Here is a 12,936-nt window from a genome sequence, read left to right as displayed (position 1 = left end):
TGACCGTTGTTCATCTGTTCTTTGCGAACAGGAACAGCGGTTTCTTTCATTTTGTTATCCGGGTTACTGTAGCTTTTTGTACATCAATATGATATAGTGGGTATCCTTTTGTGTCGTCAGTGATTGACTATGCAGAAAAACATATTCTTAGGAGGTAACTGAAACATGTCAGACAGCTTTCAAAGTGCCTATCAAGAAGAAGAGTACAGGTTAGAGCGAACGATGAAGGAAGTGGACAGTCAGCTGGAACGGCTGCAGAACATTCCGGTATACACCGGCCACGACTTCACAGAGCAAGTGCTGGAGGCCGGACGCGAAGAGCGCCGCACCGCCTTGTCCAAGAGCGCGCAGCAACCCTATTTCGGACGCTTGGATTTCGAAGAACAGGGCAGTGGTGCACGGAAACCGCTGTATATTGGCAAAATCGGCGTAGACCGCGAAGAGGTGGGAGAGCATCCGCTCGTCATCGATTGGCGTGCTCCTGTCGCAAGCCTGTTTTACTCATTTACCGGAGGGGAAGCCTCCGCAACGTATGAAGCCCCGGAGGGACTCATTGAGGGGCTGGTTTATCTGAAACGAAACGTTGTCATTCGGCAGCGTATATTGGAACGAGTGGCGGATACGTACAATCGGGACAGTGACCAGCCAGCCGTATCGGATGAATTCCTCGTGTATCGATTGGGTGAGAACAAAGACAACAAGCTTCGTGATATCGTATCCACCATTCAGGCGGAGCAGGATCAGATCATTCGTGCGGCGAGAAACACCGCATTGATCATTCAGGGTGTGGCTGGTTCGGGTAAAACAACCGTCGCACTGCATCGCCTTGCCTTCTTGCTGTATCAGTACAAGGAGCAGGTATCTGCGGAGAAAATGGTTATTTTCGCACCCAACCACATGTTCCTGGATTACATATCGGATGTACTCCCGGAGCTCGGTGTAGGGGACATTCAGCAGCGTACATTCCCGGATTGGGCGATGAACCTGCTGGGGCTGGACCTGCCTTTGGCAGACACGTCGGAGACTTTGAACACCTGGTTTGAAACGCCGGATGCACGTCCTGAGCTCAATGATGATGTGCCAGGGCGTTACAAAGGCTCGATTCGCTTCATGGAATTGATCCGGGAGTGGCTGTCCGGGATGGAAGAGGAATCCGTACCTGATATGGACTTCAGTCCATGGGATGGCGCAGTGCTCAGCAAAGCCGAGATTGAGAACTGGTTTGGGGAAGAGTACAAACATTATCCGCTGGCAAAACGAAAAGAGCGGGTTATGGCGCGTATTCACCGCTGGATTGAGATGGAACTCAAGAAACCTTGTCCGGAAGCCGTTCGCAAAGAGCGTAAAAAGAAAGCGGCAACCCGTGAGAAGGCTTACGCCAAAAAATGGCCTCAATATGAACCACTTACGCTGTACAAACAGCTGTTCAAGGTTGTTAAAGGCGGTTCGGTACCTGCCTCGCTCAGCGGGCTTATTCCCAATTTGGTGATGAAGCAAACGGCAGCAGATCTGAAGCAGGATATCATCCGTGAAGAGGATTTGCCTGCATTGGTGTACATTCATACGTTGGTTCATGATATTGACGGCTCCGAGCGCTTCGATCACGTCGTCATTGATGAAGCGCAGGACTTTTCTCCTTTTCATGTGGCGTTATTGGATCAGTTTGTCAAAGGACATTCCTTCACCATACTGGGCGATCTGTCCCAAGGTATTCATGAGTATCGTGGTGTTCATGCGTGGGAAGAGATGAGTTCCCTGTTTCCTGAGGAGCAGAATGCATACTTTGCATTGACCCGGAGTTATCGCTCGACGATGGAAATTATTGATTACGCGAATACAATTCTGGAGCGGGGCGTAAAGAGCGGCATTACAGCGATTCCTGTATTCCGGAGTGGTGATCCCGTACGGACATTGTCCTATGGGGTAGAAGGGCGCACAGCGAGCCTTGAACAGGCTCTGAAGCTCTTAACGGTCAAAGACTATCGCACAGTTTCCATTCTGACCCGTACCCTGCATGAGGCAAAAGAGCTTCATCAGGAGCTCCAGGCGGCAGGCTGGGATCTGAACTTGATTGACGGCGGCAAAAAACAGTACACAGGCGGTCACTCCGTTTTACCTGTCTATTTGTCGAAAGGCTTGGAGTTTGATGCAGTGATCGTAGCAGATGCGGATGAGAAACACTATTTGTCCAATGCGGGCGATGCGAAGCTGTTATACGTTGGCTGTACACGGGCATTGCACGAATTGTGGTTGTTCCACGACGGCCAATTGCCAGACTACGCTGCTGCAACCCACAATCCGGAAGGTGAGTCTGTTGCCATTCAGGGTTGGCCTGACAGCGAGGCAGAGTAAACCTTTGTTGTTGAACATAGCATTAACATATAGAAAGAGCATGGCGCTATTAAAGCACCATGCTCTTTCTATGTTCTCAGATGAGTATTATTAACGAGTGGATCACCTAAAGTTTCCTTGTTATTCTTCTACTGGTCAACTTGCAGATGGGCGTTGGGACAAACCCGGATTATCCAAATCGGACTTATGACTGGCGGGATGACGATTAACCAGGAAAATGCCCAGACAGATCATTACCCCACCTGCACCGACAATCCAGCCGACACGCTCTTCCAACAAGATGAAGCTCGACAGCAGTCCAAACAGCGGCGCCAGAAAAAGAAAGGAACTGGTTTTGGCCGGATCTGTGTTATGCAGCAAATAAAACCAGAGGGTGAACTGAATGATGGAACAGAAAATGGTCAGCCATACCAGGACAACGATGGATGTTGTATTTGCGATAAAATGAGGCTGCTCTGTAAACACACTCAGTAGAAGCAGTACTGCGCCTCCAGCGAGCATTTGGTAAGCGGTAAGCACAAATGTATCATGAGCAGCACCCCAGCGTTTAATGAGCAACGTAGATACAGCAAAAGAGACAGCGCCGCCAAAGCCAATCCACGTCCCAGGACTCATACTCAGATGGAATCCAAAGGTTAACGCCACTCCGATAAATCCGAGAACCACACCGGTCCACTGGCTAAAACGATAGGACACACCATATAGAGCAGCACTCAGGATGATGACAAGCAACGGATTCGTAAATGTGATTATGGCGGATTCTCCCGAACTAATCCAGTTCATGCTGTAGTAGGCACAGCCCATCACTCCCGCCGACTGGAACAGACCGATTACGGCGATTTGCATCCACTGTTTCCACCCCACAGGCATGGGACGTTTTCTGATGATCCACGCTAGTAATGCTCCTGCCAATATATAGCGAAGTGCCATTAACAAAAAGGGAGGAGCATACATCATACCGATTTTGCCTACGGGAAACGAGGTTCCCATGATGAGCGTGATCACGAGGATCAGGAACGTATATTTTAAAGGCTTCATCAGGCTTCCTCCCTTTTACTTCCCGTGCTCATAACGTCTGACCGCTATCTACTGTAATCAGTTGTCCGGTCATGGATGGTTGCTCCAGTGCGGCGCATATCATATATGCAATGTCTTCGCCTGCCGCTATTCGCTGCAACAATAACTCACCGCCCAGACGATGCATTTGTTCTTCCTTTCCTGCCCACCAACGGGTGGCGACTGCACCCGGAATAATGGCGTTAACCCGAATGTCGGGGGATAGCGCATGTGCCAAAGACTTCGTCAAACCGTGAACTGCTGCCTTGGAAACGGCGTAAGGAAGGGAGGACCCTGATCCTGTGCTGCCAGCTATACTGCCAAGGTTAACAATTGCGCCTTGGCCTGCTTGCTGCATTCCCTTCGCTACTGCTCGTGCGCAGTAAAACATGCCTTTAACATTGACGTCATATAGTTCATTCCATATGTCATCCGTTACGGATTCCAGATCCTTCATTGGGATATGATGCGTAATGCTGGCGTTATTTACGAGTGCGGTCACAGGACCAACTTTTTCAGTGATCAAGGCCACCATTTGGCGAACCTCTACATCGGAAGCCACATTGGCTCGAATTGCAAAAGCATGACCTCCCGTATTCAGAATATGTTGAACAGTCTCTTCGGCCTCATCCTGGGAACGAGAGTAATTAACGGCAACGGTGGCTCCACGACTAGCGAGCAGTACACTGGTAGCTCGGCCAATACCTGTGCCACCTCCGGTTACCAAGGCTACGGTGTTCGTCCAGTCCATCATCATTAACACTCCTTAAGTGAACTCAGCGAATAGAAGTGCTGTGTTCTGATCTATCCCGATTGTAGCTCGAAGCAGCTATACTGTATAATGATTGTTAATGGATTGGATATCATTTTAAATGATGTCTGAATAGATAGAGTCATAGTTGGGAGGTTTACAATGGAGAGTGGGGATTTGAGGATATTTCAATGTGTCGCAAAAGAAGGAAATCTGACTCGAGCTGCGGAGCGACTCGGTTACGTGCAGTCCAATGTGACAGCAAGAATACGACATCTGGAATCGGAAGTAGGGACACTGCTATTTATCCGTCATAATCGGGGGATGACGTTATCTCCAGCCGGTGAGATGCTGCTGACCTATGCAGATAAAATTGTAGGCCTGCTCGATGAGGCGGGTAAAGCGTTGAGATCTACAATTGAACCTTCTGGACCACTACGCATAGGCTCCACGCAGACCGCCGCAGCAGTACGTTTACCTGAGCTTTTTGCAAAATATTATAAGCAGCATCCGGCTGTCTCCTTATCATTGACTACAGGTAACTCCCAAGTGCTTATGGATCAGGTTATGGGGTATGAATTGGAAGGGGCATTTATAGGTTGCTCGTGTGACCACCCTGATATTGCTTCTACTCCCGTATACGATGAGGAACTATTCGTTGTCTCCTCCGGTATGGGGCCGGAAGGCGAAGAACTCACCAGCAAACCGATTCTGGTCTACAGCATGGGGTGCTCATATCGTCAGGTTTTGGAGGAATGGTTAGCGGTTAGCGGTGTAACCCGTCCGGTTATTATGGAATTTGGGACCCTCGAAGCGATTATTAGCGGGGTCACATCCGGCATGGGAATTTCGCTGTTACCAGAGATCGTCATTCGGCATCAGATTGAAAATGGATTACTGCGCAAGCACACACTTCCGGTAGGCTTGAATCGGATGATGACTCATTTTATCACACGCAAGGATGCCTTTGTCAGCAGTGCGCTGGGCGCATTTATGGGGATGCTGCCACGGGAGTATGATATGATAGAGAATAGCGATTAATCAGAATTTTAAGGAACAAGTAAAGGCAATCCGTTAAGGAAGTGATGAGCAATGGATTTATTTTCATTTCAGCAAGATTCAGAACCTCAAGCAAGACTGCTCGCTGACCGAATGCGGCCTGAGCGGCTTGATGAATATATTGGGCAAGAGCACATTATAGGACCGGGGAAATTGCTCCGGCGCGCCATTGAAGCGGATCAGATCTCGTCCATCTTGCTATACGGTCCTCCGGGGTGTGGCAAGACGACACTGGCACATATCATTTCCCAGCATACCCAAGGGCAGTTTGTCCGTCTGAATGCGGTGGATGCTTCCGTCAAGGATGTACGTGAGGTCATTGAGCAGGCGCAAACGAACAAGCAGTTGTATGGAACAAAAACCATTTTGTTCCTCGATGAAGTACACCGATTTAATAGTTCACGTCAGGATGCGCTGCTGCCCGCGGTAGAGAAGGGCACGATTATTTTTATCGGCGCTACGACAGAGAATCCCTTTCATTATGTGAACGGGGCCTTGATGAGCCGTTCCACTCTGTTTCAGCTGGAGTCTTTGAACAAAGAGCATTCGCTGATTGCAATGCGCCGTGCACTGGCGGATGCGGATAAAGGTTTGGGATTCATGGACCTGCAGGCCGACGACGAGGCATTGGAGCATATTGCGACGATGGCCAATGGCGATATTCGGCGTGCGCTAAACGCCTTGGAACTTGCTGCTCTGACTACACCGCCAGAGAAGGATGGATCGATTCACATTACGCTTGATGTAGCTGAAGAATCCATACGTCGTCCGATTGTGAAGGCAGATGAATCGACACAATATGATGTACTGTCGGCATTTCATAAAAGCATCCGGGGTTCCAGTGATGCAGCACTGTTCTGGTTTCTATATGCGGTAGAGAAGCTGGGCATGGACCCGATGACGTTTATACGTCGTCTGATTGCAGCGAGCAGTGAAGATATTGGACTTGCAAATCCGCAGGCGATGACCCAGGCCATCGGGGCGCTGGATGCTTATCGCAATAATGGCTGGCCTGAAGCCAAGCTGAACATTGCCCAAGCGATTCTGTTTGCTGTTGAAAGTCCAAAATCCAATGCGGTGTACACGGCAATCTCCAAAGCGATGAATGCCATTGATGAGGTGAAATCGGCTGAGGTGCCTCTTCATCTCAGGGATACTCATTATTCCGGTGCAGTGAAGCTGGGTCATGAAGGCTACCAATACCCGCATAATTATCCGGGTCATTACGTGAAGCAGGAATATTTACCGAAACAGCTCTCACGTCGTGTTTTCTATGAAGCAACGGAACAAGGCAACGAATCCAAGATTCGTCTAAATCAACAGCGACGCAGAGATCTGTAAGAACGATAACCCGGGAGATGCTTGAACAATGAAAGAAATTTTTTATATTGGAATCGGTGGGATTTTGGGTACGTTATGCCGATATGGGATACAGTTATGGATGCCAGCAGCCAATGAAGGCTTCCCTTGGGCAGTGTTGCTGATCAATGCCATTGGGAGCCTGTTTTTGGGTTGGTTCTTCACCATAGCTGTTCCAGGTAAAATAACGCCTCAACTGCGTCTTGCGATTGGAACGGGGTTTACCGGGGCATTCACCACATTCTCCACCTTTACTCTCGATATGGTCCGTTTATCTGAAGGAGGAATGTGGGGTAAGGCTGTTATATACCTCGTTGTGAGTTTACTCGCAGGGTTATTACTGTGTGCATTGGGGATTAAGGTTGGTCAGCGAATGTTGGGTAAACCGACGCAGGACGGTGTTGCACCTTGATCATCTGGATTGGTCTTGCAGGAATGCTGGGTGCGGTGCTTCGCTACAGTTTGGGTCGATGGATATCCGGTTCGCTCGGAACGGCCTTCCCATGGGGGACATGGGTCATTAATATCAGTGGTTCTCTGTTACTTGGATTGCTCTATGGCTGGCATCAGTCAGATTCAATCCCAGACGTAGTCTGGGTGATAGGGGGTACCGGATTTTGCGGCGCGTATACCACATTCTCTACGTTTGGATATGAGACCCTTGGTCTGATGGGGCAGGAACGTTACTTCAGAGCTGTTATATACATCACAAGTTCGGTACTGATAGGGGTTGCGGCCTCTTTTGCAGGAGTGTGGCTGGCTGCATAAGTGAAAATAATTATTTTTTTTGCAGGAAAAAGAAGGAAAAAAGCCATCCGTCATGGTATACATGAAAGATGGCTTTTGTTATAGGAATACAGGGTATTGCGCAAAATCCATACGGGGATGGATTCATTTTTGTTATTGAATCTATTACAGCGCCGGTACAGGCACTTTTTGAACCTGATCAATCGTTCCGCCGCCGAGACATACATCTCCATCATAAAACACAACGGCTTGACCAGGCGTGATCGCTTTTTGCTGTTGGTCAAACTGAACATCCACGCTGCCATCTTCCTGCCATGTCAGGGTTACACCCTGATCCGGCTGACGATAGCGGAATTTGGCGGTACAACGGAATGGTACGTTAGGCATATGTGCTGCACCTGCGATCCAGTTTACACCTGTTGCAGTCAGACCGGTTGAATACAGGCTTGCATGTGCATCGCCCTGAACGACAAGCAGTTGATTTTTCTCCAGATCCTTGTCTGCCACGAACCAGGGTTCACCATTACCGGAACCGCCAATGCCGAGACCTTGACGCTGTCCAAGTGTATAGTACATCAGACCATCATGACGGCCCTTCACTTCTCCGGTTGCAATATCAACCATGTCTCCGCCTTTGGCAGGTAGATAGTTGCTCAGGAACTCTTTGAAGTTGCGCTCACCGATGAAGCACACACCTGTGCTATCTTTTTTCTTCGCGGTGTAGAGGCCAGCCGCTTCTGCAATTTTGCGCACTTCCGGTTTTGGAAGATGACCAATCGGGAACATGGCTTTGGACAGTTGGTTCTGATTCAGTGCATTGAGGAAGTACGTTTGGTCTTTGTTACTGTCCACACCGCGCAGCAGTTTGAACGTTCCATCTTCTTCAATGAGGCGAGCATAGTGGCCTGTAGCCACATAGTCAGCGCCGAGATCCAGCGCTTTGTTCAGGAATTCGCCGAATTTGATCTCACGATTACACATGACATCAGGATTCGGAGTACGACCCGACTTATATTCATCAAGGAAATAGGAAAATACTTTATCAAAGTACTCTTTCTCGAAGTTGACAGTGTAGTAAGGAATGCCGATCTGTTCGCAAACCCGGCGTACGTCCTCTGAATCTTCTTCAGCGGTACAGTGGCCGAACTCGTCCGTGTCATCCCAGTTTTTCATGAAAATGCCGATGACATCGTAACCCTGCTCTTTCAGCAGCAGTGCGGTGACGGAAGAATCGACACCTCCGGACATGCCAACGACGACCCGTGTATTTTCAATTGTTTTGGACATCGTTATCACCATTTCTCTATATAAATGTGTTTCGTTTCTTATTCTAGCATAACCGGACTCAAGTTACGATACACCCGGCCAACTTTGGATAGTGTCCACCACAGGCGCACATTTTGCAATTTCGTCAATCTTTCTTTTCCATAAAGCATGCAGATATGTTAACATTAGCTGAGGGTTATGATCGGAATACGGAGGATTAGAGGGACTAGGTCTGTATTTTTCATATCCCGCTGTGGCGGATCCTGGAAAGACGGTCTTGGACCACATCCTGTTATTTTATGTTTTACAACTTGTTTTTTCGAAAATTGAAAGAGGTGACTCCTTTGAAAATATCGACAAAAGGCCGTTACGGCCTCACAATCATGATGGAGCTGGCAGCCAGAACAGGCGAAGGCCCGACATCTTTGAAAAGTATTGCCGAGCGCAACCAGCTCTCGGAGCATTATTTGGAGCAATTGATCGCTCCTCTGCGTAATGCAGGACTGGTCAAAAGTATCCGTGGCGCCTACGGCGGTTACATTCTGGCAGGCGACCCTGCTACTGTAACGGCAGGGGATGTTATTCGTGTACTGGAAGGTCCGATCTCTCCAGTGGATTTCACAGAGGAAGATGATCCGGCGAAGCGCGACTTGTGGTTGCGCATCCGTGACAGCATTGCAGAAGTATTGGATTCAACAACGCTGAAAGATCTGATTACATTCCAGGATCAAGAACAAAAAGACTCCTACATGTTCTATATCTAACATAGTTGGTGATGAGCATCACAGACGACACACTAAAGCCCCCATATTGGGGGCTTTAGCCATGCAACAAGCTACTTTATGGTTTGAAAATATGGAAGTCCAACATATAACGGGGTGAAATCAATGAAAAGAATATATTTGGATCACGCCGCATCTACACCTATGCACCCACAAGTCGCGGAAGCGATGATGAAAGTGATGACAGGGCAATATGGCAATGCATCAAGTATCCACGCCTTTGGGCGTGAAGCCAAACGGACCGTCAGTGGAGCAAGGGATGTCATTGCGGCGTCTTTGGGTTGTTTCCCAGATGAACTCGTATTTACCGGAGGCGGCACGGAAAGTGACAATCTGGCGATATTTGGCGCTGTTTCAGCGAGAAACGAACGGGGACGGCACATCATTACAACGGCCATTGAACATCATGCGGTACTGCATACTTGTCAGGAGCTGGAGCGACAAGGCTATGACGTGACTTATTTGCCTGTAGATGAGTACGGAAGAATACGTCTGGAAGAGCTGAAAGAGGCCATTCGGCCCGATACAGTGTTGATCACCATGATGTATGCCAACAATGAAGTGGGCACAATTCAGCCTATCCGCGAAATTGGTGAACTGGCTCGTCAACATGATATTTTGTTCCATACTGATGCAGTTCAGGCTCTTGGCAGCCAGGGAATTTCCTGCAAGGAACTGCCTGTGGATCTGATCAGCTTCTCTGCTCATAAAATTAATGGCCCTCAAGGCGTGGGTGCACTCTATATACGGCGTGGAATTGTGCTAGAAGCGAGATCTCACGGTGGCCTTCAGGAACGGCAGCGACGTGCAGGTACCGAGAATATTGCGGGTATCGCTGGCTTTGCGGAGGCGTTGAAAATATCAGGAGAACAAGCCGAGGCACGACGTGAACATGATCTGGCATTGCGATCATTGCTGCTGGAACAATTGGAGCAGTATGTAGGATTGGAGCATTTCCACGTTAACGGACATCCGGAATATACGCTGCCCAATATCCTGAACATCAGCTTTCCGGAAGTATCCACAGAGACGATGCTCATGAATCTGGATATGGAAGGCATCGCAGTTGCGAGCGGTTCGGCATGTACTTCTGGTTCACTCGAAGTATCCCATGTACTGAAAGCGATGAAGCTGCCGGAGACATTTTTGCATTCCGCGATTCGTTTTAGCTGGGGGTTGGGTAATACTACGGAAGAAATCATGATAACCGCCGAAAAAATTGGAACCATTCTTGGGCGACTGCGTAATAGAGCCTAAGGGGCTCTTTGCACATGGAACAGAAGGAGGGAAGAAGTTCCATTTCATCGGTTGGATAGAAGCGGTTTTGATGATCGGCGTCTGATTGCCACTCATCAACTTTGGGCATACCTAGCAATAGCGCCGCGACTATTTAATGATAAGAAGATGAGGAGGACCCTGCGATGAAGCTTCAGGAAATGATCGGACTTGCCGTTTTTGACGTTGAGGATGGAAAGCAGGTCGGTAAAATCCAGGATTTCATTGTGAATGACGATTGGAAAATTGAAGGCATTGAACTTGAAAACAAAGGCCTGTTTACCAGTCATGTCAAAATCGTGCAGTGGCAAGATATCGTTGCCTACGGCGAAGATGCCGTCATGATCCGTAATCAACAGGCTGTCCGCAAAACGGGAGCCGACGACATAAAACACACGTACCTCCTCGGCCAGTCTAAATTGAAGGAGATGTCCGTGCTCACTGAAGAAGGTTTGCTGCTTGGACGTGTCTCTGATGTTTATTTTGACCAGGAGTTGGGAAATACAATAATAGGGATTGAAATTACGGACGGTTTTGTGTCCGATTTGATTGAGGGCCGCAAATGGCTGCCATGTACAAGCGATATGTCTATTGGGGAAAGTGCCATTATGGTGCCGCCGCTGAGTGAACAGCGCTTGGAAAATGCCATTCATTCTGTTAATGGATAGGTGAATGAATATGAAATGTCCAAACTGTAGTTCCAAAGATATTGGGAAAATCGGTTCCCACCAGTTTTATTGCTGGGGATGCTTTATCGAATTAACAGTGAACGGTGAGAAAATGTCTGTATACCAAGTGGAAGAAGACGGCACGCTCAGTTCCCTCGATGATCTGTTCTTCGGGGAAGAGCTGCCGCAAGACTTCCCTCATCTTCATGCTTCTTCTTAATAAGAAGTTTAACTTCTTCTATATGCGGTTTCATGACAAAGACTGTCATTGAATGCTGTCATGAAATGATGACAGATGTATATAGCTGCGGTTACATAGTGGTTCAAGGGAACTTGTATAAATATATGCTAACCCGGATCACAAGATGCGTCTCCTTCATTATGAAGGGGGCGCTTTTTTTGTGTGTTAATAAATATTCCCTTCCTTACATATACTGACTTTCAGAGCCAGTCCAAAAGGGAGAGATGCAAGTGGAGCAATTAACCAAAAACAAGCTGTTCCGTTATGCCATCTGGCTGCTACTCGGATTGATTATTCTGTATTTTATCTGGCTGCTGCGGCCATTACTGCTTCATATATATGGATTCCTGAAAACAGTGCTGGCACCATTTATCGTGGCTCTCATCATATCCTATGTTCTCAATCCGATTGTAAGCATGCTGGGAGGGCGAAAAGTCCCTCGAACCATTGCCGTGCTGTTAATCTATGCTTTTTTCCTCACCTGTATCGGGGTCATCTTGATGAATGTCATTCCGGTTTTGATTGAACAGTTGGAGGAACTGAACGAGCATATGCCTGAGCTGTCGATGCGTGCCCAGAGTCTGATGAACAATATGGATCACAAATTAATGCCACCAAGTGTGCGTACAGGTATGAACAGCTGGTTTTTCCAGATGGAGGATCGTCTGACCCAGGGGATTACAAAGCTGATGGATAATATCGGGACAACCATCAATGTGTTATTCAACGTGTTTATCGTGCCATTTCTCATTTTCTATATGTTAAAAGATTTTGAGGTGTTCGAACGTACAATTGTGGCGTACCTGCCTCGCTCACGACGCAAGGCCATTGTTTCGGTTATGAAAGAGATTGACACGGCCTTGGGAAACTATATTCGTGGACAGTTTATCGTCTGTGTGATTGTAGGCATCTTTGCCTATATCGGTTACATCGTCATTGATATGCCTTATGCACTTCTGCTCGCCAGCATTGTCGCTGTATTTAACATCGTGCCTTATTTGGGGCCGTTTCTTGGAGCTGCTCCTGCAGTGGTGATGGCTTCTACGGTATCGTTCAAAATGGTGCTCTTCGTTGTCATTGTGAACACACTATGCCAGGTGCTGGAGAGCAACGTCATCTCCCCTCAAGTGGTAGGGCGGACTCTGCATCTGCATCCGTTGTCGATTATCTTCGCACTCCTTGTGGGAGGTGAACTGGCGGGGATAGTGGGTCTCATTCTGGCGGTGCCAGTCTTTGCTGTTCTGAAAGTCATTGTGCAGCACTTTTTTGCCTATTACATTAAACGAAGAACGGACTGATCGTAACAGCAGTTTGGTCCAAAAGGGTGCGTTGACACCATATAGGCATATCGATATAATGGAGGGGTATGTTTAGAACAAG

Annotated in this window: 13 protein-coding genes; 10 read left to right on the top strand and 3 right to left on the bottom strand. The window is 48.1% G+C overall.

Translation table 11 applies throughout. The features are described 5' to 3' along the window. The first annotated feature begins 165 nt into the window (after positions 1-165). Positions 166-2,352, top strand: a complete 2,187-nt coding sequence (locus RS891_RS25095; protein ID WP_315793528.1) for a HelD family protein — start codon at positions 166-168, stop codon at positions 2,350-2,352. A gap of 135 nt (positions 2,353-2,487) precedes the next feature. Here the strand turns inward: RS891_RS25095 and RS891_RS25090 are convergent, their stop codons facing one another. Both RS891_RS25090 and RS891_RS25085 read right to left on the bottom strand, forming a co-directional pair. Then, a complete protein-coding gene (locus tag RS891_RS25090) occupies positions 2,488-3,390 on the bottom strand; it encodes a DMT family transporter (protein WP_315793527.1) in 903 nt (300 codons plus the stop codon). 28 nt (positions 3,391-3,418) lie between these two features. Further along, positions 3,419-4,159, bottom strand: coding sequence for an SDR family NAD(P)-dependent oxidoreductase (locus RS891_RS25085; protein ID WP_315796428.1), 741 nt, complete (start codon positions 4,157-4,159; stop codon positions 3,419-3,421). 162 nt (positions 4,160-4,321) lie between these two features. Here RS891_RS25085 and RS891_RS25080 point away from each other — a divergent pair, with 162 nt between their 5' ends. The 4 genes from RS891_RS25080 to crcB (RS891_RS25065) are packed head-to-tail and all read left to right on the top strand — an operon-like array spanning position 4,322 to position 7,345. After that, positions 4,322-5,200, top strand: coding sequence for a LysR family transcriptional regulator (locus RS891_RS25080; protein ID WP_315793526.1), 879 nt, complete (start codon positions 4,322-4,324; stop codon positions 5,198-5,200). A 51-nt stretch (positions 5,201-5,251) separates the two neighbouring features. Beyond that, positions 5,252-6,559, top strand: a complete 1,308-nt coding sequence (locus RS891_RS25075; RefSeq protein ID WP_113053435.1) for a replication-associated recombination protein A — start codon at positions 5,252-5,254, stop codon at positions 6,557-6,559. A 28-nt stretch (positions 6,560-6,587) separates the two neighbouring features. Next, the gene (crcB, locus tag RS891_RS25070; RefSeq protein WP_113053436.1) at positions 6,588-6,989 is read left to right on the top strand and encodes a fluoride efflux transporter CrcB; all 402 of its coding nucleotides are present in this window, start codon (positions 6,588-6,590) and stop codon (positions 6,987-6,989) included. Beyond that, a complete protein-coding gene (gene crcB / locus RS891_RS25065; RefSeq protein ID WP_315793525.1) occupies positions 6,986-7,345 on the top strand; it encodes a fluoride efflux transporter CrcB in 360 nt (119 codons plus the stop codon). The genes crcB (RS891_RS25070) and crcB (RS891_RS25065) overlap by 4 nt, the downstream gene beginning before the upstream one ends. 144 nt (positions 7,346-7,489) lie before the next feature. Here crcB (RS891_RS25065) and mnmA read toward each other — a convergent pair whose 3' ends face one another. Continuing rightward, on the bottom strand, positions 7,490-8,611 hold the full coding sequence (gene mnmA, locus RS891_RS25060; protein ID WP_076287764.1) for a tRNA 2-thiouridine(34) synthase MnmA: 1,122 nt from the start codon (positions 8,609-8,611) through the stop codon (positions 7,490-7,492). Positions 8,612-8,934: 323 nt separating this feature from the next. Between mnmA and cymR the strand changes: the two genes are divergently transcribed. The 5 genes from cymR (at position 8,935) to RS891_RS25035 (ending at position 12,854) form a co-directional block, all read left to right on the top strand. Continuing rightward, entirely contained in the window at positions 8,935-9,354 is a 420-nt protein-coding gene (cymR, locus tag RS891_RS25055) for a cysteine metabolism transcriptional regulator CymR (RefSeq protein ID WP_076287765.1), read from the top strand. A 123-nt stretch (positions 9,355-9,477) separates the two neighbouring features. Further along, the gene (locus RS891_RS25050) at positions 9,478-10,629 is read left to right on the top strand and encodes a cysteine desulfurase family protein (RefSeq protein ID WP_315793524.1); all 1,152 of its coding nucleotides are present in this window, start codon (positions 9,478-9,480) and stop codon (positions 10,627-10,629) included. Between the two features lie 164 nt (positions 10,630-10,793). Continuing rightward, positions 10,794-11,315, top strand: a complete 522-nt coding sequence (locus tag RS891_RS25045) for a PRC-barrel domain-containing protein (protein WP_024633069.1) — start codon at positions 10,794-10,796, stop codon at positions 11,313-11,315. Positions 11,316-11,325: 10 nt separating this feature from the next. After that, positions 11,326-11,535 (top strand): hypothetical protein, encoded by a 210-nt coding sequence (locus tag RS891_RS25040; RefSeq protein WP_024633070.1) that lies wholly within the window; start codon positions 11,326-11,328, stop codon positions 11,533-11,535. Between the two features lie 251 nt (positions 11,536-11,786). Then, positions 11,787-12,854 carry an AI-2E family transporter gene (locus tag RS891_RS25035; RefSeq protein ID WP_076287766.1) on the top strand — a complete coding sequence of 356 codons (1,068 nt, stop codon included), beginning with the start codon at positions 11,787-11,789 and terminating at the stop codon, positions 12,852-12,854. Positions 12,855-12,936 lie beyond the last annotated feature (82 nt).

The sequence above is a fragment of the Paenibacillus sp. BIC5C1 genome (genome assembly GCF_032399705.1).
Taxonomy (GTDB): domain Bacteria; phylum Bacillota; class Bacilli; order Paenibacillales; family Paenibacillaceae; genus Paenibacillus; species Paenibacillus taichungensis_A.
This window is presented reverse-complemented; position numbering and strand designations above follow the sequence as displayed.